General features: G+C 71.4%; 16 protein-coding genes and 1 pseudogene. 12 read left to right on the top strand and 5 right to left on the bottom strand.

Annotation, left to right across the window (positions count from 1 at the left end; translation table 11 throughout):
- Position 1: 1 nt before the first annotated feature.
- A complete protein-coding gene (locus tag NQO67_RS11475; RefSeq protein WP_255949755.1) occupies positions 2 to 1,333 on the bottom strand; it encodes an ABC transporter substrate-binding protein in 1,332 nt (443 codons plus the stop codon).
- 327 nt (positions 1,334 to 1,660) lie between these two features.
- Here NQO67_RS11475 and NQO67_RS11470 point away from each other — a divergent pair, with 327 nt between their 5' ends.
- From NQO67_RS11470 to NQO67_RS11455, 4 genes are all read left to right on the top strand, one after another.
- The gene (locus tag NQO67_RS11470; protein WP_255949754.1) at positions 1,661 to 2,716 is read left to right on the top strand and encodes a LacI family DNA-binding transcriptional regulator; all 1,056 of its coding nucleotides are present in this window, start codon (positions 1,661 to 1,663) and stop codon (positions 2,714 to 2,716) included.
- Positions 2,717 to 3,916: 1,200 nt separating this feature from the next.
- Positions 3,917 to 4,483 (top strand): MarR family winged helix-turn-helix transcriptional regulator, encoded by a 567-nt coding sequence (locus NQO67_RS11465; RefSeq protein ID WP_255949753.1) that lies wholly within the window; start codon positions 3,917 to 3,919, stop codon positions 4,481 to 4,483.
- Complete coding sequence (locus NQO67_RS11460) at positions 4,476 to 5,327, top strand: EamA family transporter (RefSeq protein WP_255949752.1); 852 nt, start codon at positions 4,476 to 4,478, stop codon at positions 5,325 to 5,327. The genes NQO67_RS11465 and NQO67_RS11460 overlap by 8 nt, the downstream gene beginning before the upstream one ends.
- Before the next feature lie 177 nt (positions 5,328 to 5,504).
- The gene (locus NQO67_RS11455; RefSeq protein ID WP_255949751.1) at positions 5,505 to 6,071 is read left to right on the top strand and encodes a TetR/AcrR family transcriptional regulator; all 567 of its coding nucleotides are present in this window, start codon (positions 5,505 to 5,507) and stop codon (positions 6,069 to 6,071) included.
- Here the strand turns inward: NQO67_RS11455 and NQO67_RS11450 are convergent.
- The 3 genes from NQO67_RS11450 to NQO67_RS11440 form a co-directional block, all read right to left on the bottom strand.
- Positions 6,032 to 6,526, bottom strand: coding sequence for a MarR family winged helix-turn-helix transcriptional regulator (locus NQO67_RS11450; RefSeq protein WP_255949750.1), 495 nt, complete (start codon positions 6,524 to 6,526; stop codon positions 6,032 to 6,034). The two genes, NQO67_RS11455 and NQO67_RS11450, sit on opposite strands and share 40 nt — an antisense overlap.
- A 61-nt stretch (positions 6,527 to 6,587) precedes the next feature.
- Positions 6,588 to 6,965, bottom strand: coding sequence for a cupin domain-containing protein (locus NQO67_RS11445; protein ID WP_255949749.1), 378 nt, complete (start codon positions 6,963 to 6,965; stop codon positions 6,588 to 6,590).
- A complete protein-coding gene (locus NQO67_RS11440) occupies positions 6,962 to 7,948 on the bottom strand; it encodes a branched-chain amino acid transaminase (RefSeq protein WP_255949748.1) in 987 nt (328 codons plus the stop codon). The genes NQO67_RS11445 and NQO67_RS11440 overlap by 4 nt, the downstream gene beginning before the upstream one ends.
- A 390-nt stretch (positions 7,949 to 8,338) precedes the next feature.
- On the opposite strand from NQO67_RS11440, the gene NQO67_RS11435 reads away from it, so the two are divergent.
- The 8 genes and pseudogenes from NQO67_RS11435 to ctaF form a co-directional block, all read left to right on the top strand.
- Positions 8,339 to 9,595, top strand: coding sequence for a phospholipase D-like domain-containing protein (locus NQO67_RS11435; RefSeq protein WP_255949747.1), 1,257 nt, complete (start codon positions 8,339 to 8,341; stop codon positions 9,593 to 9,595).
- Between the two features lie 182 nt (positions 9,596 to 9,777).
- Entirely contained in the window at positions 9,778 to 12,867 is a 3,090-nt protein-coding gene (locus NQO67_RS11430) for an FAD-binding and (Fe-S)-binding domain-containing protein (protein WP_374118969.1), read from the top strand.
- Between the two features lie 46 nt (positions 12,868 to 12,913).
- Entirely contained in the window at positions 12,914 to 14,743 is a 1,830-nt protein-coding gene (locus NQO67_RS11425) for a thiamine pyrophosphate-requiring protein (protein WP_255949746.1), read from the top strand.
- Positions 14,733 to 15,887, top strand: coding sequence for an enolase C-terminal domain-like protein (locus NQO67_RS11420; protein WP_255949745.1), 1,155 nt, complete (start codon positions 14,733 to 14,735; stop codon positions 15,885 to 15,887). Before NQO67_RS11425 ends, NQO67_RS11420 begins: the two co-directional genes overlap by 11 nt.
- Positions 15,884 to 17,650 (top strand): glycoside hydrolase family 15 protein, encoded by a 1,767-nt coding sequence (locus tag NQO67_RS11415; protein WP_255949744.1) that lies wholly within the window; start codon positions 15,884 to 15,886, stop codon positions 17,648 to 17,650. The genes NQO67_RS11420 and NQO67_RS11415 overlap by 4 nt, the downstream gene beginning before the upstream one ends.
- Before the next feature lie 107 nt (positions 17,651 to 17,757).
- Positions 17,758 to 18,090, top strand: a complete 333-nt coding sequence (locus tag NQO67_RS11410) for a hypothetical protein (RefSeq protein WP_255949743.1) — start codon at positions 17,758 to 17,760, stop codon at positions 18,088 to 18,090.
- 67 nt (positions 18,091 to 18,157) lie between these two features.
- Positions 18,158 to 19,906 (top strand): aa3-type cytochrome oxidase subunit I, encoded by a 1,749-nt coding sequence (ctaD, locus tag NQO67_RS11405; RefSeq protein WP_374118968.1) that lies wholly within the window; start codon positions 18,158 to 18,160, stop codon positions 19,904 to 19,906.
- A pseudogene (gene ctaF, locus NQO67_RS11400) lies at positions 19,903 to 20,292 on the top strand (aa3-type cytochrome oxidase subunit IV); the annotation flags it as partial. The gene ctaD and the pseudogene ctaF, both read left to right, overlap by 4 nt.
- Here ctaF and qcrB read toward each other — a convergent pair.
- Positions 20,177 to 21,673: a cytochrome bc1 complex cytochrome b subunit gene (gene qcrB, locus NQO67_RS11395; RefSeq protein WP_255949741.1), complete on the bottom strand. Its 1,497-nt coding sequence runs from the start codon at positions 21,671 to 21,673 to the stop codon at positions 20,177 to 20,179. The pseudogene ctaF and the gene qcrB sit on opposite strands and share 116 nt — an antisense overlap.
- Between the last annotated feature and the right edge of the window lie 48 nt (positions 21,674 to 21,721).

Genomic DNA, 21,721 nt, shown 5'->3' with positions numbered 1-21,721 from the left:
GTCACTCGCCCAGAACGTCCTTGATTTCGTTCTCGGCGGACGTCCAGCCCTGCGCGGGGCTCTTGCCCTGCTGCTCGACCTGGAGCACACCGACATCGGTGATGGCCGTGCCGATCTGCTGGTCCTTGACGCCGTAGAACGCGACCGGGATGGTCTTCGCCGCATCACTGAAGATCTTCGCGATCGGTGCCTGGTTGAAGTACGTGTTGGTGGCCGGCTGCACCTTCAGGGAGCCGTACGCGTCCGTCCTGGACGGGAAGCTGGCCTGCTTGGCGAAGACCGCGGCCTGCTGCTCGGGGGCGGCCAGCCAGGTGGCGAGCTTGATCGCCTCGTCCTTGTGCTTGCTCTGCGACGGCACGCCGATGAACGAGCCGCCCCAGTTGCCGGCGGCGGGGGCCGGTGCGACGTCCCACTTGCCCTTGCCGCTGTCGCCGGACTTCTCCTGGATGTAGCCGAGCATCCACGGCGGGCAGGAGACGGTGGCGAACTTGCCGTTGGCGAAGGCCTGGTCCCACGGCTTGTCGAACTGCTTCAGCTTGGCCGACATGTTGCTCGTCGCGACCTTCATCGAGGTGTCCCAGGCGAGCTTGCGGCCCGAGCTCTTCTCGTAGTCCGGCTGGCCGTCGGTGGTGTAGTAGCGGTCCTTGGCGCCGCCCATCACCGCGTTGTAGACGCCCGCGGCGCTGTCCACGAACTTGGTGCCGGCCGGGGCCTTCTTCATGTACTGCTTGCCGAGGTCGACGTACTTGTTCCAGTCGCCCGACCACGCCTTGGCCAGCTCGTCGCGGTCGGTCGGCAGGCCGGCCTTCTCGAAGAGGTCCTTGCGGTAACACATCGCCATCGGGCCGATGTCGGTGCCGATCGCGACGGTCTTGCCGTCCTTGGTGGTCCCCTGGTTCCACTTCCAGCTGAGCCATGCCGACTTGTCGACGCCCTTGGCCTTGCCCAGGTCCTCGAACTTGTCGGCCTGGGTCGCCACGACCTCGGCGATGTTGCTGACCTCGATGGCCTGGATGTCGTCGGCGCCACTGCCCGCCTGGAGGCGGGTCAGCATCTTCGGGTAGTAGACGTCGTTCCGCTCGGTGACGTTCTCCTTGATGCTGATGTTCGGATGATCCGCCATGTACTTCTCGTAGAGTCCGGCCTGCTTGTAGCCGAAGACGCCGAACGTCCCTACAGTGAGCGTAATCTTGCCGTTCGAGTCACCGCCGCCGGAAGCGTCTGATGATCCGTCGTCCGAGTCCTGGGCGCAACCAGCCAATAGCCCCGTCGTGAGTGCGGCCGCGGCCGCAAAGGCCATCAGCCGCCGAGACCCGCGGATGCTCCTGCGCATGCGTCCTCCTGTTGCCCCTGACGTGCCGACCCCCCGGCCTGGTGCACTGTTGGGAAACAAGAGCTTTGGCGCGGCGCGGGCGGGGAACGTGCGGGATGTGTATGTGCCAGGTAGTGTGGGAGCGCTCCCACCTGTGATGAGTTGAAGACTTCCCGGTAAGCGCGAGGGTGTCAAGAGACCAGCGGGTAGATACGTCGTGAGTTATCGGCCTGTTAGATAGGGGAAGGGAGGCTCGGCAAGGCGCTGACCGGGTGGTCGGCGGATCCGGGCGCGGAATCTCGGGCTGTTAGATTCCTGGCCGGATCAGGGTTGACAGGAGGCGGGCACATGGCGGGCCACGGAATGCGGGGCCGGAGCGGCGGACGGCCGACCCTTGAGGAGGTCGCCGCGCGTGCCGGCGTCGGCCGCGGCACGGTCTCACGGGTGATCAACGGCTCACCCCGGGTGAGCGAGGCCACCCGGGCGGCGGTCGAGGCGGCGGTCGCCGAACTGGGCTACGTACCGAACACGGCGGCCCGGGCACTGGCCGCGAACCGCACCGATGCGATCGCGCTGGTGGTGCCCGAGCCGGAGACCCGGTTCTTCACCGAGCCGTACTTCTCCGACATGCTGCGCGGTGTCGGCGCGGCGCTCACCGACACCGAGATGCAGCTGCTGCTGATCTTCGCCGGCAGCGCGCGGGAGCGGCGGCGGCTGGCCGAGTACCTCGCCGCGCACCGTGTCGACGGAGTCCTGCTGGTGTCCGTGCACGCGAATGATCCGCTGCCCGACCTGCTGGCCCAGCTGGAGATCCCCACCGTGATCAGCGGCCGCAGGAACGCCGACGAGGTGCTGCCGTCCGTCGACTCCGACAACTTCGCCGGCGCCCGCACGGCCATCGAGCACCTGCTCGCCCGGGGCCGCGGCACCGTCGCCCACATCGCCGGCCGCCTCGACGTCTACGGTGCCCAGCGCCGCGTCGACGGCTACCGGGCCGCCCTCGAAGACGCGGGCCGCGAGGTCGACGAGGACCTCATCGTCTCCGGCGACTTCACCGAGGAGGGCGGCCGCCGCGCCATGGCCCAGCTCCTGGAGCACGATCCCGACATCGACGCCGTGTTCGCGGCGTCCGACGTGATGGCGGCGGGAGCGCGGCAGACGCTGCGGGCGATGAACCGGCGGATACCGGAGGACGTCGCCCTGATCGGGTTCGACGACTCGGTGATCGCCCGGCATATGGATCCGCCCCTGACGAGCGTGCGGCAGCCCATTGAGGAGATGGGGCGCGCGATGATCGATGTGCTTCTCACGGAGATTGCGGATCGCCGGCCGGTGGGGCCGGCCGGCGGCGGGAGTCGGCAGGTCGTGTTGCCGACGGAACTGGTGGAACGGGCGTCTTCCTGACGGGGTTTCCGGGGCCCCCGTCCGCCCTCCACCGGGTTCGGTGGGCGGCCTGGTGCGGTTCGGGGGTGTCCCCCTTTGCCCCTTCGTTGGGCCGGGGGTGGGGTGGTGTGGCTCGGGGGTGTCCCCCTTTGCCCCGTTCATCGGACCGTTGGGCGTGGTTCGGGGGTGTCCCCCTTTGCCTCTTCATTCGGCTGGTGGGGTGGTGTGGTTTGGGGTGTCCCTGGGGGTTGGTGGCGGGCTTTCGGTTTCGTGGTGGCTGGGTGCGCAGTTCCCCGCGCCCCTTTTTTTGTGGTGGCCGTGGGTCGTCTTGTGTTGGTTGTTCGGTGCTGGGGCGCGTGGTCTTTCGTTGGGGGTCGGGGGCGCGGGGGTATGTACGTGCTCGGTCCGGCGCGTGAACGTTGTCGTTCGTGTGCCGTTGCATGCACCGGATCCTGCGCGCGCACATACCCCCACACCCCCTCCTCGCCGTTGGCGACTATCCCTCGGTGTCCCAGTCCCTCGGTGTTCCTGGTCCCTGGGTGTTCCTGGTCCCTGGGTGTCCCTGGTCTCTTGGTGTTCCTGGTCGTGACTGGCTGCTGTGCGACGTCCGTGGTCGGGTGGGCGTCCCGCCGCGGCTTCTCCTGTCTGTTGGGGGTCGCCCCTCGGTGTCCCTGGCCGTGATGGGTTGTTGTGGGATGTCAGGGTTTGGGTGGGTGTTTGGGCTTCACCGGGGTGGGGTCGCGAATGTTCGTGAGGGGACGTGGGGGGATGTGCGCGCGCAGCAGCCGGCGCTCGGTGCCGGTGTCTGGGGCGGCGTTCGGAGGGCGCCGGATCGAGCACGTACATCCCCCCGCGGCGCCGACTCACGACGAAACAGTGGGCGCATCGTGAGTGGTGAGGCGGTGCGGTCGGGTGGCCCACGGTGACCGTTGAAGGGGCGCGGGGAACTGCGCGACCGGCCACCACGAGACCGCATGGTCGCCACCGGGGCTCAGGGGCACCCCATGCCGCAACCCCATGCCGCAGCCCCATGCTGCACCCGTGGCCACCGGCCCGGTGGAAGGCGAACGAAGGCACCCCGAAAGGGGGAGGGCGAACGGGTGCACCCCGAAGGGGGCACCGGGGACCCCCCGACCCGGGGGCGAACGGGGGCACCCCGAAAGGTGCCGCACCGGCGTTCGCGGGTTGCGTCGGGTGCTGGGTAGGAGCTATGCATGATGCATGCATGAGTTGCAGGAGTCACGTCTGGCCAATCTGTTGGGGGCCACCGCCCTCGGCCTCGCCGACCGGCTCACGCAGGCCGCCGCGGAGGCGGCCGGGGCGAGTGGCAGCGGCGCCGCCGCCCTCGTGACGCTGCGCACCGCCGACGGCATCGGGGGCACCGAGTTGGCCCGGCGGATCGGGCTGAGCCAGTCGGCCTGCACGCGGATGCTGGACCAGCTGACCGCGCAGGGCTACGTACGGCGCGCACCGATGCGCGGCCGCGTGGTCGCCGTCCACCTGACGCCGGAGGGCGTCACCGCTGCGGACGCGGCGCAGCGGGCCCGCAGCGCGACCGTCGGGGAGGTCCTCGACGCCCTCGCGCCGGACCGGCGGGACGCTCTCCGGCAGGCGCTGGAACCGCTGCTCGCGGCGCTGTACGGGCGGGTCGGGTCGGGCGACGTGCTGTGCCGGCTGTGCGACAGGGCGGCCTGCGTGGCGGACGACCAGGTGTGTCCGGTGGGGGCGGCGGCGCGCGCCGCGGCGCAGGGCGATCCGGGCGGGGGTGCCGGGGTGGGCCATGGGTGACGTCCTCGCCCTGGTGTCCGCGTGCTGCTTCGGCACCACCCACTTCGTCAACGGTCTGCTCGCGCGCCGCGCCCACGGCGTCACCGTGGCCCTCTACGCCCAGCTCGGCGGCACGCTGCTGAGCGTTCCGGTCGCCCTGGCGGCCGGGCACGGCGTGCCGGGTGTCACGTCCCTCGGGTGGGGTGCGCTGTCGGGCCTGGGCACCGGCGTGGGGGTCGCCTTCCTCTATCGCGCGGTGCACAAGGGCGCGATGAGCGTGGTCGTGCCCGTCACCGACGTCACCGCGGACGCGTTGCCGGTCCTGGTGGGCCTCACCGCTCTGGGTGAGCGGCCGACCCCGCTGTCCCTCACCGGTGTCGCGGCCACCCTTCCCGCCCTGTGGCTGGTCTCCCGCGGTCCCGGCACGGGCGGCCGGCCCGAGCCGGGGTCGCGCGGTCTTCCCGCGGTCGCCGACGCCCTGGTCGCCGGCGCCGGCTTCGCCGTGCAGTTCCTGGCGATGGCGCGGATACCGGCGGACGCCGGGCTCTGGCCGGTGGTGCTCAGCAGGGTGGCCTCGGTCGTCGTCGTGGGCTGCCTTCTGGTGCGGCAACGGGCCCCGTGGACCCTGCCGCCGCGGCTCACCCTTCCCGCGGTCGCCGCTGGCGCGGTCGGCACCGTCGCGATCCTGCTCTACCTGTACGCGACCCGGCAGCAGCTGATGTCCGTCGCCACGGTGCTCACCTCGCTCTACGTCGCCATTCCCGTGCTCCTCGCGGTGATCTTCCTGAACGAGCGCACCACCCCGCGCCAGACGACGGGGCTGTTGTGCGCGGGCGTCGCCATCGTGCTCATTGCGCTGGCCTGAGCGAGGCCGCCCGGCAGGGGGCGGGGCGGTAGGGTGGCCGGGCTGGAACGTGTGTGTTAGTTGCCGGTGCGGGTTCCGGTTGCCCCGGTGGGGTGGCGCCGGCCAGATCCGGTGACCGTTGACCGACACGCGGTTGTGCGTGGCGCGCGTGCAGGGAGGATCGGAGTCCGTGACATCGTGACCGAGCCATCGGTGGTCCCGTCGGCGCGTCGCCAGGAACTGCTTGCGGCGGCGTACCAGTACGTGCTGGCCAACGGGATGACGGGCATCTCGCTGCGTCCGCTGGCCGCGCACACCGGTTCCAGCACGGGGGTGCTGCTGTATCTGTTCGGCAGCAAGGACGGGCTGGTCCGGGAGATCCTGGCGCGTGCCCGTGCCGAGCAGCGTGAGATGGTGCGCGGCGTGCTGGCCCGGGCGGGCACGCAGGACGATCCGCTGCCCGGTGCCGACGCGCTGTGGGCGTGGCTCAGCGCCCCGGAGCAGCGGGACGTCCTCCGCCTGTTCTTCGAGGCCTACAGCCTCTCGCTGCACCCGGACCCGGGCCCCTGGGAGGGTTTCGCGCAGGGGAGCGTGGACGAGTGGCTGGGGTTGCTGGACGAGATGGCACCGTCCGCCGCCCCGTCGCGCACGCTGCATCTGGCGGTGCTGCGCGGGCTGGTGCTCGATCTGCTGGCCACCGGGACGACCGAGCGGGTGACGTCCGCCTACCGGCTGTACCGCAGCATGCTGCCGCCGGCCGGCTGACCCGGTGGCGTGTGCCGCAGCGCTGCCGTCAGGTGCCGGTGCGCCGTGTCCATGGCCGTGACGAGACAGGCGCGTTCCGCCGCCGGCAGCCGGCCCAGCAACTCGTCGGCCGCCCGCTGGTACCCGTCGGCCATCTGCTCGTACGCGCGCCGGCCCGCGTCGGTGATCTCGACGATGCGCCGTCTGCGGTCCAGGGGACAGGGGCGCACGCGTATCGCCCCGCCGGTCTGGAGCCGGCGCAGCGCGCGGCTGAGCTGCCCGGCGTCCATGCCGAGGGCGGCCCGCACCTCGAGCACGGTGATGCCCGGCCGGGCGCCGACCTCCAGCAGCACCCGCTGCTGGGTCGGCGAGTAGTCCGGCCGGCCGGACCGCCTGGCGATGTCCCGGACGACCGCGTGGCAGGTGCGGACGAACTCGCGGACGCTGCGGGCGTCGTCGCCCGGTGTCTCGGTCATCTCCCGGTCAGCCTCCGCGCGGTCGGACCGGAGCCGCCACCCGCCCGGGGCGACGACCGTGTCATCCCTCGACGGGCCAGGCGGGGCGGCGGGCGGGGGAGTCGGGGAGCGCTGCCCAGTCCGCGCGTACCGGCGAGTACACCTCGGCCACGACGGCGCCCTGCGGCCCCGCGGTCGCCTCGTGCGGCACGTGGGCGGGGATCCGCCAGGTCTCCCCTGGGCCACGCTCGCGCCGCTCGCCGTCGACGGTGAAGACGAGGGAGCCCGAGATGACGAAGCCCAGTTGCTCGTTGGCGTGCTGGTGGCCGAGTACCGCGGCGCCGGGGCCCAGCTCCACGATCGCCATCGTGATCAGCTCGCTCTGCACGATGCGGGCGCGCACGCCGTCCCAGATCTGCTTGACGGGCATGGTGGCCAGTTCACCGAAGACGTCGCTCACGGGTTCTCCAAGGGTTGCCGGTGGTCGTAGACGGGGGTGGTCCACTCGGGGTGGCGTGGGTCGTCGCGGCGGGCGATGGCCCGGATCTCGTGGTTCAGTGCCAGCGTGGTCGCGCCGGGCTTGCCGTCGCCGACGGTGCGGCCGTCGACCTCGACCACCGGGACCACGACGGTCGCGGTGCCGCAGAGCAGGATCTCGTCGCTGGTGTACAGCTCCGAGCGGTGCACCCGGCGCTCGGTGACCGGCGCGCCGACGCGTTCCTGAAGCAGGCACATCACCTGTGCGCGGGTGATGCCTTCGAGGATGTCGTCGGTGCCGGGCGGGGTGATCCACCGGTCGCCGCAGCGCAGTACGAGGTTCGAGGTGGTGGCCTCCGCGACATGGCCGTCGACGGTGAGCATGATCGCCTCGTCGAAGCCGTGCTGCACGGCCTCGGTCTTGGCCAGCGCAGGACCGGTGTAACCGCCGGTGACCTTGGCTCGGTTCGGGGTGCTGACGTCGGGTGTGCGGCGCCAGCTGCTGACCATGCACCGCACGCCGTTCGGGTTGATGTAGTCGCCCGGCATGGGGGTGACGGCGATGGACAGGCGGGTGTCGATGTCGTGCATCCGCACCGGGAGCGCGGCGCCGGTCTGGGCGAGCAGCGGCCGTATGTAGGCGTCGCCGCGTACGTCGTTGCGGCGCAGCAGCTCTGCCGTCGCCTGCACCAGGCGCTCGGGCGGCAGCGGCAGCCGTAGGCCGAGGATGCGGGCGGAGCGTGCCAGTCGCGCGTAGTGCGCGTGCGCCTCGAGGAGGTGCAGCTGGTGGTGGTCGTCGTTCCACCAGGCGCGGATGCCCTCGAAGGTGCCGGTGCCGTACGACAGCGCGTGCGCGTGCACGCTCACCTGCGCCTGCTCGGTCGGGACGATCCGGTCGTCGACGAACACCCAGTCGCAGGGGGTGTCGAATCCGCCGGAGCCGGCGGGGGGAGGGTGTTCGGCCATGTGCGCTCCTCGGGTCCGGGGTCGCGCCCCGGTTACTGACACGAGTGTTCCAGTGGACTGACACGACTGTTCCACCGGCTTGGGGGTTGCGCAAGCCCCAGGGGCGAGGCCCGTGTGGGCGGGGTGCGTGAGGTGCGGTCCTGGGCGGCAGGTTGAGGCTGCCGTGTCGCAGGGGTGTCACAGTGGCGAAAGAGGGCCCTGTTGAAATTACTAATTAACTGTCACCATCCTTGCCCGAAGCTGTCGTTGGGGGGCGGTCGGACGTGTGCGTCCGTCACATTCCATGACGGCACGGAGATTTCTCTCGATTCTGGGGGTATTGCGATGCACGCACAGGCACCATTCACCCGCACCAGACGATCGCCCATAGGCCTCTTACGGGCGCTGTCCGTGGTCACGACGCTGTTCGCGCTGTTCGCCGGGTCGCTGCTGACCGCTGGCGCACCGGCGTCCGCCGCCGTCACGGCCGCGACCAAGCCCGTGATCAACGGCCCGGTCTTCAACGACCCGTTCGGCACCGCCGACCAGCAGAAGGCCATCTTCACGCAGCTGGTGCAGCTGATCGACGCCACGCCGGCCGGAGAGACGATCACCGCCTCGATGTTCGAGTTCGCGGACTCGGAGGTCGCGGACGCCCTGCTCGCCGCCAACTCGCGCGGCGTCCACGTCAAGTTGATCGTCGACGACTCCACCTATGTCGACGGCAACGGTGCCGAGTTCGACAACCCGGCCTTCGACGCGCTCCAGGCGGGGCTCGGCACCGACGACTCCAAGGCCTCCTACATCGTGGTCTGCGACGACCAGTTCGAGGACAACGACGGCGTCGACGACGTCGCGCGCGGCTGTCTGGCCGTCGGGCCGCCGAACCCGGCCTACAACCACAACAAGTTCTTCCTGTTCTCCAAGCTCGGCCCGTTCGACGACGGCACCAGCTACACCAAGGTCGTCTTCCAGACCTCCTCGAACCTGAGCGACTGGTACAAGGTCGAGTCCTTCAACGACGCGGTCACGTTCGTCGACGGCACGGTCTACGACGGGTACGCCAAGTACCACGAGATGATGCGCACCACGCGCTACAAGTCGGGCGGTAACAACAACGCGTACTTCTCCACCCCGACCGGTTCCACGTACCGCGCCTTCTTCTTCCCGCGCGGCGACAGCTCGTACAACAATCCGGCCAGCGACACCATCGTCAACGCGCTCAAAGAGATCAGCTGCGCCTACACCGGCACGGACGGCAACCGGCATCAGACCGACATCCGGATCGTCGTGCTCAACTTCCTGAAGTCGCGCATCCAGGTCGCCAACCAGCTCGCGACCCTGCGTGCCGCCGGCTGCTGGATCGACATCCTGTACGCGTCCAGTGACTCCACCGTGGAGTCGGTGCTCACCAACGCGAACATCCAGCACCGCAAGTGCATGATCGCCAACGGCCCCGGGATCGACGTGCGCCCGCACAACAAGGAGATCCTCATCGACGGCGACTACAACGGCAGCATCACGCCCCGTGTCTACACCGGCAGCCCGAACCTCGACGGCTCGTCCCTGCGGTCGTCCGACGAGGCCATGGTGCGGATCACCGACGCCGGGTACCACGCGAAGTACCTGAGCACCTTCTACAAGATACGCACCGCCTGCGGCGGCTGACTCCGCCCGCCACATGATCAGGGGCTGGCCTGCGGTGCAGGTCAGCCCCCTGTCGTGCGGAAACGGGTGACAGCAGGATCGCCCTGTGCAACTGATCGCGATCGGCGTCCTTGCAACCGGCGATCACGGGTACCCGACTCCCATGGGAGCGTCCCGGTTGGTGAGGCAAGGGAGTGGCAGAGGTGGCCGGAGCACTGGTTCCTCGGCGCCGGACGGCGGCCGAAAAGGAGGTCGACGGGCTCGCGGAGGCACTGCGGGACGCGGTCGACGGTGAGGTGCGGTTCGACGCGGGCAGCAGGGGCGCGTACTCCACCGACGGCTCCAACTACCGGCAGGTCCCGTTGGGCGTCGTGGTCCCGCGGAGCGTCTCGGCGGGCGCGCAGGCGGTGCGGGTCTGTGCCGACTTCGGCGTACCCGTCCTGTCACGCGGCGGCGGCACCAGCCTCGCGGGGCAGTCGACCAACGTCGCCGTCGTGCTGGACTGGAGCAAGTACTGCGACGCGCTGGTCTCGGTCGACCCCGAGGCACGCACCTGCGTGGTGGAGCCGGGCCTGGTCCTGGACGAGCTCGACCGCCGGCTGGCCCCGCACCGTCTCCAGTTCGGTCCCAAGCCGTCGACGCACAGCCACTGCACCCTCGGCGGGATGATCGGCAACAACTCCTGCGGTGCCTCGGCACAGGCCTACGGCAAGACCGTGGACAGCGTGCGCCGTCTGGAGGTGCTCACCTACGACGGGACGCGGATGTGGGTGGGCCCGACGACGAAGGCCGAGCGGGCGCGGATCGCCGAGGAGGGCGGCCGAAAGGCCGAGATCTTCGCCGGCCTGGACCGCATCATCGACGGTTGTCTGGCGGACGTACGGCGCGGCTACCCGAAGATCCCCCGCCGGGTCTCCGGCTACAACCTGGACTCGCTGCTGCCCGAGAACGGCTTCGACGTCGCCAAGGCCCTGGTCGGCAGCGAGGGCACGCTGGTGACCGTCCTGCGGGCCGAGCTGGACCTGGTGCCGGTGCCGGCGCAGGAGTCGCTGCTGGTACTCGGCTACGAGGACATCTGCCAGGCGGCCGACGACGTGCCCCGGCTGCTGGAGCACTGCTCCGCCAGCCAGCTGGAGGCGCTGGACGCGCGCATGGCGCAGTTGATGCGCGAGGAACGCGTCCACCTCGCCTCGCTGCGCACGCTCCCCGAGGGCGAGAGCTGGCTGCTGGTGCAGTTCAGCGGCGACAGCGTGGCCGACGTCGACGAGCAGGCGCACGAGCTGCTGCGCGCCGTCGGCCGGGACCCGAAGGACGGCACCGTCGCCTTCTCGGACGACCCCGCCCGGGAGCAGCGCATGCTCAGCGCCCGTGAGGCCGGGCTCGGCGTCACCGCCCGCCCGCCGGACGACCGGGAGACCTGGGAGGGCTGGGAGGACTCGGCCGTGCCGCCCGAGCGGCTCGGCGACTATCTGCGGGACCTCAAGCAGCTGTTCCACGAGTTCGACTACGACCATCCCTCCCTCTACGGGCACTTCGGGCAGGGCTGCGTGCACACCCGGATCCCGTTCGCGCTGCGCACCTCCGACGGCGTGGCCGACTTCCGGCGGTTCCTCGAACGCGCCGCCGACCTGGTGGTCTCTTACGGCGGGTCGCTCTCCGGGGAGCACGGCGACGGGCAGTCACGCGGCGAGCTGCTGACCCGGATGTTCGGGGACCGGCTCACCACCGCCTTCGGCGAGCTCAAGGCCCTGTTCGACCCGGACAACCGGATGAACCCCGGAAAGGTCGTCGACCCGAACCCGGTGGACGGGCAGCTGCGCCTGGGCGCCGCCTGGCGGCCGGCCGAGACGGACACGCACTTCGGCTACCCGGACGACGAGCACTCCTTCACGCGTGCCGTGCTGCGCTGCGTCGGGATCGGCAACTGCCGCAGCCACCAGGGCGGCGTCATGTGCCCCTCCTACCGGGCCACCAAGGAGGAGGAGCACTCCACGCGGGGTCGGGCCCGGCTGCTGTTCGAGATGCTCGGCGGCCACGGCGATTCCGCGGTTTCCGACGGTTGGCGCTCCACCGAGGTCCGTGACGCCCTCGACCTCTGCCTGGCGTGCAAGGGATGCAGGTCGGACTGCCCGACCGGCGTCGACATGGCCACGTACAAGGCCGAGTTCCTGGCGCACCACTATGCGGGGCGGCTGCGTCCCGCGTCGCACTACGCACTGGGCTGGCTGCCCCTGTGGGCCGGGCTCTCGCGGGTGGCGCCCGGCCTGGTCAACGCGGCCCTGCACGCGCCCGGCCTCGCGGCGGTGGGCAAGCGGCTGGCCGGCGTCGCCGGCGCACGGGACGCCCCGCTGTTCGCGCGGGAGTCGTTCGCCCAGTGGTGGCGGACCCGCGGCGGGAGCCCGCCGGACCCCGCCGACCCGCACACGGTGGTGCTGTGGCCGGACACGTTCAGCAGCCACTTCCATCCGGCGATCGCGATCTCGGCCGTCCGGGTCCTGGAGCACGCGGGTTTCCGCGTCGCCGTCCCCACCGAGCCGGTGTGCTGCGGTCTGACGTGGATCTCCACCGGCCAGCTGGGGACGGCCAAGCGGGTCCTGCGCCGTACGCTGACCGCCCTGCGTCCGTATCTGGAGGCCGGCACCCCGATCATCGGTCTGGAACCCTCGTGCACGGCGGTGTTCCGCGCCGACGCGCCCGAACTCATGCCGGACGACCAGGACGTGCACCGGCTGGCCGGTCAGGTGCGCACCCTCGCCGAACAACTCGTCCACCACGCACCGCCCGACTGGCGCCCGCCCTTGCTCGACCGCCGGGCCACCGTGCAGACCCACTGCCACCAGCACGCGGTCATGCGGGACGACGCCGACCGGGAACTGCTGCGCCGCGCGGGCGTCGACGCCGACGTACTGGACGAGGGGTGTTGCGGCCTGGCCGGCAACTTCGGCTTCGAACGCGGCCACCACGAGGTCGCCATGGCCGTCGGAGAGCAGGGCGTGCTGCCCGCCGTACGGGCCGCCGGGGCGGACCGTCTGCTGCTCGCCGACGGATTCAGCTGCCGCACCCAGATCGAGCAGGGCGACACCGGCCGCCGCGCCCTGCACCTGGCCGAGGCGCTCGCCCTGGGGCTTGACGGCACCCTGCCAGGCGAGTGGCCCGAACGGCAGGCCCGGCGGCCCACCGCGCCCTCGCGCGCGGCCGGGTGGGCGATCACGGTGGGCGCCGCCGTCGCCGGTGCGGCGACCACGGCGGCGGCCGTGCTGGGTGCGGTGCGGTACCTGCACCGCGGCCGGTAGCCCCACGCACACGAGACGATCCCGACCTTCAGGGAGAGGTTCGAACATGTCGACGAAGGTTTCCGACTACATCCTGGAGCGCCTGCGCGACTGGCAGGTCGAGCACGTGTTCGCCTATCCGGGCGACGGCATCAACGGCCTGCTGGCCGCCTGGGGCCGCGCCGACAACCAACCGCAGTTCGTCCAGTCCAGGCACGAGGAGATGTCCGCCTTCGAGGCCGTCGGCTACGCCAAGTTCTCCGGCAGGGTCGGCGTCTGCGCCGCCACCTCCGGACCGGGCGCCATCCACCTCCTCAACGGCCTGTACGACGCCAAGCTCGACCACGTGCCCGTCGTCGCGCTCGTCGGGCAGACCAACCGCAGCGCCATGGGCGGCTCGTACCAGCAGGAGGTCGACCTGCTGAGCCTCTACAAGGACGTCGCCTCCGACTTCTGCGAGATGGTCACCGTCCCCGAACAGCTGCCCAACGTCCTGGACCGCGCGATGCGCACCGCCATGGCCCGACGTTCGGTCACGGCCGTCATCGTCCCCGCCGACGTGCAGGAACTCGACTACTCCGCACCGGAGCACGCCTTCAAGATGGTGCCGTCCAGCCTGGGCATGGCCCACTACGCACCGGTGCCGGGCGACGCCGACATCGAGCGGGCCGCGCAGCTGCTGAACGACGGCAAGAAGGTCGCGATCCTGGTGGGCCAGGGCGCCCGCGGGGCCCGCACCGAGGTCAAGGAGGTCGCCGACCGGCTGGGCGCCGGGGTGGCCAAGGCACTGCTCGGCAAGGACGTCCTCGACGACGACCTGCCGTACGTCACCGGTGCCATCGGCCTGCTGGGCACCCGGCCGTCGTACGAGCTGATGCAGGAGTGCGACACGCTCCTCGTCATCGGCTCCAACTTCCCGTACACCCAGTTCCTGCCGGAGTTCGGGCAGGCGCGCGCCGTGCAGGTCGACATCGACCCGCACATGGTCGGCCTGCGCTACCCGTTCGAGATCAACCTGGTCGGAGACGCGGCCGAGACGCTGCGTCGGCTGCTGCCGCACCTGAAGGAGAACAAGAAGCGCGACTGGCGGAAGAAGATCGAGAAGGACACCGCCCGCTGGTGGCAGGTGATGGAGCGGCGCGCCGCGGTGGAAGCCGACCCGATCAACCCCGAGTACGTCGCCCACGCACTCGACGGCCTGCTCCCCGAGGACGTGATCCTGGCCGCCGACTCCGGCTCGGCCGCCAACTGGTACGCCCGGCACCTGCGGCTGCGCGGCGACATGCGCGGCTCGCTGTCCGGCACGCTCGCCACCATGGGACCCGGCGTGCCCTACGCCATCGGCGCCAAGTTCGCCCACGGCGACCGCCCGGCCATCGCGCTGGTGGGGGACGGGGCCATGCAGATGAACGGCATGGCGGAGCTGATCACCATCGCGAAGTACCGGCACCAGTGGGACGACCCCCGCCTGATCGTCGCCGTCTTCAACAACGAGGACCTCAACCAGGTGACCTGGGAGATGCGCGCCATGTCCGGCGCCCCCCAGTTCGTCCCCTCGCAGTCCATCCCCGACGTCGCCTACGCCGACTTCGCCCGCACGCTCGGCCTGGGCGGCACCCGGGTGGAGAAGCCGGACCAGGTGCGGGACGCGTGGCAGGAGGCCCTCGCCGCCGACCGGCCCTTCGTCCTGGACTTCCGCACCGACCCGGCCGTGCCGCCCATCCCGCCGCACGCATCCCTGGACCAGATCGAGGCCGCCGCCGCCTCCGTCCTCAAGGGCGACGTCGACCGGGCCGCCATGGTGCGGCAGGGCCTGAAGGCGAAGGTGCAGGAGTTCCTGCCGGGCAACTCCCGCCGCCAGGACCGGCCGGGACCGGGAGCGGGCCGTGCCGAGTGAGCCGACCGTGGCGCGGGTGGACACCGCCGTCTACACGGTGCCCACCGACGCCCCCGAGGCGGACGGCACGCTGCACTGGGACGACACCACGCTGGTCCTGGCCACGGTGCACTGCGGCGAGGCCGGCGGCATCGGCTACACCTACGCCCCCGCCGCCACCGCGCAGATCATCGACGATCTGCTGGCGGACGTGGTCGTCGGCGCACCGGCGCTGGACGTCCCGCGCATGAACGAGTCGATGCGGCGCGCCGTGCGCAACGCCGGCCTGCCCGGCGTGGCCGCACAGGCGATCTCCGCCGTGGACATCGCCCTGTGGGACATGAAGGCCCGCCTGCTGGGCCTGCCGCTGGTCGATCTGCTCGGCAAGGCGCGCGACGAGGTGCCCGTCTACGGAAGCGGCGGCTTCACCACCTACGACGCCGACCGGCAGCACCGGCAGCTGTGCGACTGGGTCCAGGAGGACGGCATCCCGCGCGTCAAGATCAAGATCGGGGAGTCATGGGGACGGCAGGAGGCCCGGGACCGTCACCGGGTCGCCCGCGCAAGGGCGTCGATCGGAGCGGCCACCGAGCTGTACGTGGACGCCAACGGGGCCTACGGCGTCAAGCAGGCGACGCGGGTCGCTGACACGCTCGCCGAGCAGGGCGTGACATGGTTCGAGGAGCCGGTCTCCTCCGACCACCCCGCCACGCTCGCCGCACTGCGTGACCGGCTCCCCATGGAGGTGACGGCCGGCGAGTACGGCTACACCCTGCCGTACTTCGCGCACCTGCTCGCAGCGGGTGCCGTCGACTGCCTCCAGGCCGACGCCACCCGGTGCGGTGGCATCACCGTCTGGCTACGCGCCGCGGCGCTGGCCCAGGCCGGCGGCATCGACATCTCCGGGCACTGCGCCCCGCACGCCCACGCGCACGCCGCGGCGGCGGTGCCGCATCTGCGGCACCTGGAGTGGTTCCACGACCACGTCCGCATCGAGCAGCTGCTCTTCGACGGCGTCCTCGACCCGGCCGGCGGCAGCATCACCCCCGGCCACGACGGTGCGCCCGGCCTCGGCCTGACCCTGCGCGCCGACCGTGCCGAGCCGTACCGGGTGACGGGCACCGGCCCCGGAGCGAAGGGCCGGGCAGGAGACCGGCACGGATGAGCACCCCGTTCCCACCGCACGCGCTGCACGACTACGCGCTGCTCGCCGACGGCGAGCGCGGCGCGCTGATCGGACCCGACGGCGCCGTCGTCTGGCTGTGCGCGCCCACCTGGCACGACGAGGCCCTGTTCGCCGCGCTCGTCGGCGGCGGCGGTGGGTATGCCGTCACCCCTCGGCAGGCGCATGTCCCCGGCGGCCACTACGAGGACGGCACGCTCATCTGGCGCAGCCGCTGGATCACCACGCGGGGGATCGTCGAGTGCCGCGAGGCCCTGGCCTTCCCCGGCGACCCCGACCGGCTGGTACTGCTGCGCCAGGTGCGGGCGGTGGACGGCCCGGCCCGGCTCGACGTCGTTCTCGACCCGCACGCCGCATACGGACGTGCGCCGCTCGACGAGGTCCGGCAGGGTGACGACGGTGTGTGGCAGATGCGCACGGGGGGCCTGCGGTTGCGCTGGCAGGGGGCTTCGTCCGCGGTCGTCGGCGAAGGCGGGCTGCGGGCCGAGCTGGAACTGCGGCCGGGCGAGTCGCACGACCTGGTCCTGGAGTGCGCCGCCACCTCGCTGCCACGCGAACCGCCACGTGCCGCCGAGCTGTGGGCCGCCGCCGAAGCCGCCTGGCGACGCGCCGTGCCCCCGCTTGAGCGCACCATCGCCCCCACGGACGCACGCCGGGCCTGCGCGGTGCTGCGCGGCCTGACCGCACGCGGGAACGGCATGGTTGCGGCCGCCACCACCAGCCTGCCGGAGCGCGCCGAGGAGGGCCGCAACTACGACTACCGCTACGTGTGGATCCGCGACCAGGCCTACGCCGGACAGGCCGCGGCCGCCGCCGGCGTCCATGACCTGCTGGACGCCGCCGTCCGGTTCGTCACCGAGCGGCTGCTCGTGGACGGGCCCCGCCTGGCTCCCGCGTACACCGTGCACGGCGGCCCCGTGCCCGACCAGCGAGAGCTCGACCTGACCGGCTACCCCGGCGGTTTCGACCGCGTCGGCAACCAGGTCCGCAGCCAGTTCCAGCTCGACGGCTTCGGCGAGGCGCTGCTGCTGTTCGCCGCCGCGGCGCGTGCACACCGTCTGGAGGACGACGCCTGGAAGGCCGCCGCGGTGGCCGTGCGCGCCATCGAGGAACGCCACGGGCAGCCCGACGCGGGGGTGTGGGAACTGGACGCCCGGCGGTGGACGCACAGCCGGCTGGCCTGCGTCGCCGGGCTGCGCGCGCTGGCCACCGCCGCGCCGCGGCATCCGCTGGCCGAGACCTGCGCACGGCTGGCCGACACCGTCCTCGCCTCGGTCTCGACCACCGGCGTGCACCCCGAGGGCCGCTGGCAGCGGGCCCCGGACGACCCCGGCGTCGACGCCGCGCTCCTGCTGCCCGCCGTGCGCGGTGCGCTGCACGCGGACGACCCGCGCACGGCCGCCACCCTCGCCGCCTGCCGGCGCGACCTGGCACGCGATCACTTCGTCTACCGCTTCCGCCACGACGAACGCCCTCTGGAGCAGGCCGAGGGGGCGTTCCTGCTGTGCGGATTCGTCATGGCGCTGGCCGAGCACCGGCAGGGGCACCCGGTCGAGGCCTACCGCTGGTTCGAGCGCAACCGTGCCGCCTGCGGTGCGTCGGGCCTGTACGCGGAGGAGTTCGACATCGCCCAGCGCCAGCTGCGCGGCAACCTCCCGCAGGCCTTCGTGCACGCCCTGCTCCTGGAGACGGCCGCCCGCCTCGACCACGAGCCCGGCACCCACGGCGGCCTGCGAGGGCGGTGAGCGGTCCCGGTGCCCCACGGTGGGCTTATCGTGGCTGGTGTCCTGTTTGTCGGGGCCTGCCGCGGGTACCGGCGCTCACCAGGGGACGCGATCACCCGGACCAGCGGGTGGCGCAGCTGGTCGAGGCCAAGCAGCAGGGCCAGTCGATCGACAGGGCCGAGTCACCGGCGGACCCGACCAACGTGATCAACTTGATGGACGCCCTTCAGGAGAGCGTCGACAGGGCGAAGGGGAGGGGCCGGGCGCGGAAGAAGAAGGGGGCGCCGAAGAAGAAGGGGGCATCGAAGAAGGGGGAAGCACGTGAGCGGCTGGAGGACCTGACCAAGGATCAGCTCTACCGGCGCGCCTCCGACGCCGGGGTGTCCGGTCGTTCGTCCATGAACCGCGAGGAGCTCATCAAGGCCCTGACCGGAAGGGGCAGTCGGCGAGCCGCCTCCTGAGGGCAGGTCGCAGGTCGCAGGTCGCCCGTACGACATGACCCAGGCCGACCGGGGTACCCGGCGGCGCATGACCACGGGGACAGCGGAGGCCGACAGCCCGTCGGGCGGCGGGCCGCGTGCAGGTGTGGCCGTGGGGCGGGCGCTGTTGCGATGGGCGAACACCACGGACCACAAGGTGATCGGCGGCCTCTACATGGCCACCGCGTTCGGGTTCTTCCTCTTCGCCGGAGTGCTGGCGCTGCTGATGCGCGCCGAACTCGCCCGCCCCGGGCTCCAGGTGGTGAGCAGGGAGCAGTACGACCAGCTGTTCACCGTGCACGGCACCGTGATGATGCTGCTCTTCGCCACCCCGCTGTTCGCCGGGTTCGCCAACGCGGTGATGCCGCTCCAGATCGGCGCCCCTGACGTCGCCTTCCCGCGGCTGAACGCCCTGTCGTACTGGATGTACCTGTTCGGCGGCCTGATGGTGGTCTCCGGCTTCCTCACCCCGCAGGGCGCGGCGTCGTTCGGCTGGTTCGCCTACGCGCCGCTCAACAGCGCCACGCACTCGCCCGGTGCGGGCGGCGATCTGTGGACCATGGGCCTGGTCGTCACCGGGGTGAGCACCACCCTGGGCGCGGTCAACTTCATCACCACGATCCTGTGCCTGCGGGCGCCCGGGATGACCATGTTCCGGATGCCGATCTTCACCTGGAACGTGCTCTTCACCTCCGTCCTGGTCCTGCCCGCCTTCCCGGTGCTGACAGCGGCGCTGCTGGCGCTGGAGGCGGACCGGAAGTTCGGCGCGCACATCTACGACGCGGCGAGTGGCGGCGCGATCCTCTGGCAGCACCTCTTCTGGTTCTTCGGGCACCCCGAGGTGTACATCGTCGCGCTGCCGTTCTTCGGCATCGTCACCGAGATCATCCCGGTCTTCAGCAGGCGACCGCTGTTCGGCTACGCGGGCATGATCGGGGCGACGATCGCCATCACGATGCTGTCGGCGACGGTCTGGGCGCACCACATGTTCGCCACCGGCGCCGTGCTGCTGCCGTTCTTCTCGCTGATGTCGTTCCTGATCGCGGTGCCGACCGGGGTGAAGTTCTTCAACTGGATCGGCACCATGTGGCACGGCTCGCTGTCGTTCGAGACGCCGATGCTGTGGGCCGTGGGGTTCATGGTGTCGTTCCTGCTGGGCGGCATGAGCGGGGTCCTGATCGCCTCGCCGCCGCTGGACCTGCACCTCACCGACTCGTACTTCATCGTGGCGCACCTGCACTACGTGCTGTTCGGCACGGTGGTCTTCGCGATGTTCGGCGGCTTCTACTTCTGGTGGCCCAAGTTCACCGGGAAGGCGCTGGACGAACGGCTCGGGAAGCTGCACTTCTGGACGCTCTTCCCGGGCTTCCAGGCCACCTTCCTCGTGCAGCACTGGCTCGGCGAGTCCGGCATGCCCCGGCGCTACGCCGACTACCTGCCCGCCGACGGCTTCACGCTGCTCAACACCGTCTCCTCGCTCGGCGCCGCACTGCTGGGGCTCTCCACGCTGCCGTTCCTCTACAACGTCTGGCGGACCGCGCGCCACGGGGAGCGGATACGGGACGACGACCCGTGGGGCTTCGGGCGCTCCCTGGAGTGGGCGACGACCTGCCCGCCGCCCCGGCACAACTTCACGGCCCTGCCGCCGATCCGCTCCGACTCCCCCGCCTTCGACCTGCACCACCCGGAGTTCGCCCGGCAGGAGGCCCCCGGCGGTGCACCGCGGGGCGGGGGAGGGCCGGAGGACGGTGGGTCACGGGCCGGGGCCCCGCCGGCCGGAAAGGAGACGCAGGCATGAAGACCGAAGCCGTGCTCTTCGCCGGTGTCGCCGCGTTCTTCGCCGCCGCCGGTGCCGTCTACGGGTGGCTGTCCGCCGATCCGACCGGCACCTGCGCGCTGGGTGTCGCCTTCCTGATGGCGGCGCTGGTCGCCTTCTTCCTGGCGGTGCAGTACCGGCGCCGCGGCCGACGGCCACAGGACCGGTCGGACGCGGAGGTCGCGGACGCCGCCGGGACCGTGGAGTTCTTCCCGCCGCACAGCCCCTGGCCGATCACCGTCGCCGCCGGGTTCACCCTCGGCTGCCTCGGTGTGGTCTACGGGCTGTGGCTGTTCCTGATCGGTCTCGGCGTGGTCGGCCACGGGGTGCTCGGGATGGTGCTCCAGTACGCGGACCGATCGGCCGAGCGGTAGCGGTACCGCCAGTGCGCTCCTCGACATAGCCCCCGTGCACCGACTGCCGTATCGCGCCGGTCTCCTCGCCCTCGGTCAGCCGCTCGTGCTCCGCCTCCCGCAGGGCGTGGCACAGCCCCCGCGTGACCAGGAGGGCGACCGGCGGAAGCAGCACGAAAAGCACCCTGAAAAGCCAGGTCAACGCGTTCAGGGAGAGGCCGAGGGAGTCCGCGATGACGTCGTTGCCGCCGGCCGCGAGCAGCACCGCGTAGCAGGCAAGACCCGCCACGCCGAAGCCCGTGCGCACCGGCCGGTCACGTGGCCGGTCGCACAGGTGGTGCTCGCCCCGGTCCCGGGTGAGCCGCCGCTCGACGAAGGGGTAGGCGTACAGCACCGCGAACAGGCCGAGCGGCAGGACCACCGCGGGCAGCAGCACGTTCCACATCAGCGTGTGACCGGCGACGGTCGTCTCCCAGGGCGGTACGAGACGCAGCGAACCCTCCAGGAACCCCACGTACCAGTCGGGCTGCGAACCGGTGGACACCTGGTCGGGACGGTAGGGCCCGTACACCCACACCGGATTGATCTGGGCCACCCCCGCGAGAAGGGCCAGCACCCCGAACGTGGTGCAGAACAGCCCGGCCGACGAGGCCATGAACTGCGGGAACATCGGCCTGCCGACCACGTTGCCGGCCGTCCTGCCGGGGCCGGCCCACTGGGTGTGCTTCAGGTAGACGACCAGGATCAGATGGGCCGTCAGCAGGGCAAGCAGGATCCCGGGCAGCAGCAGGACGTGCAGCGTGAACAGCCGCGGCACGATCTCGTGACCGGGGAACTCGGCGCCGAACACCGCCATGCTGAGGTACGTCCCCACCACCGGCACCGACAGCATGATGCCCTGCGCGATCCGCAGCCCGGTGCCCGAGAGCAGGTCGTCCGGCAGCGAGTACCCGGCGAACCCTTCGGCCAGCGCCAGCGCGAACAGCGTCACGCCGAGCAGCCAGTTGACCTCCCGGGGCTTGCGGAAGGCGCCCGTGAAGAACACCCGCAGCAGGTGCAGCCCGATCGCGGCCAGGAACACCAGCGCCGCCCAGTGGTGTGTCTGCCGGATCAGCAGCCCACCGCGCACGTCGAAGCTGATGTGCAGGGTCGACCGGAACGCCTCGGACATCCGGACGCCGTCCAGCGGCCGGTACGACCCGCGGTAGACCACCTCGGTCATGCCGGGATGGAAGAACAGCGTCAGCCAGACGCCCGTGATCAGCAGCACCACGAAGCTGTACAGCGCTATCTCGCCCAGCAGGAACGACCAGTGCTCCGGGAACGCCTTGCGGAGCAGACCACGGCCCTCGGTGACCGGCAGCCTGGCGTCCACCGTCCCCAGGACCCGGGCCATCGCCCCGTGTTCCGACGACCGGCCGCTCCGGCCGCGCGCCGTCCGCCG

The organism is Streptomyces odontomachi (assembly GCF_024435355.1).
Lineage (GTDB): Bacteria > Actinomycetota > Actinomycetes > Streptomycetales > Streptomycetaceae > Streptomyces > Streptomyces odontomachi.
The sequence above is the reverse complement of the archived record's forward strand: the minus strand, read 5'-3'. Positions and strand labels throughout refer to the sequence as shown.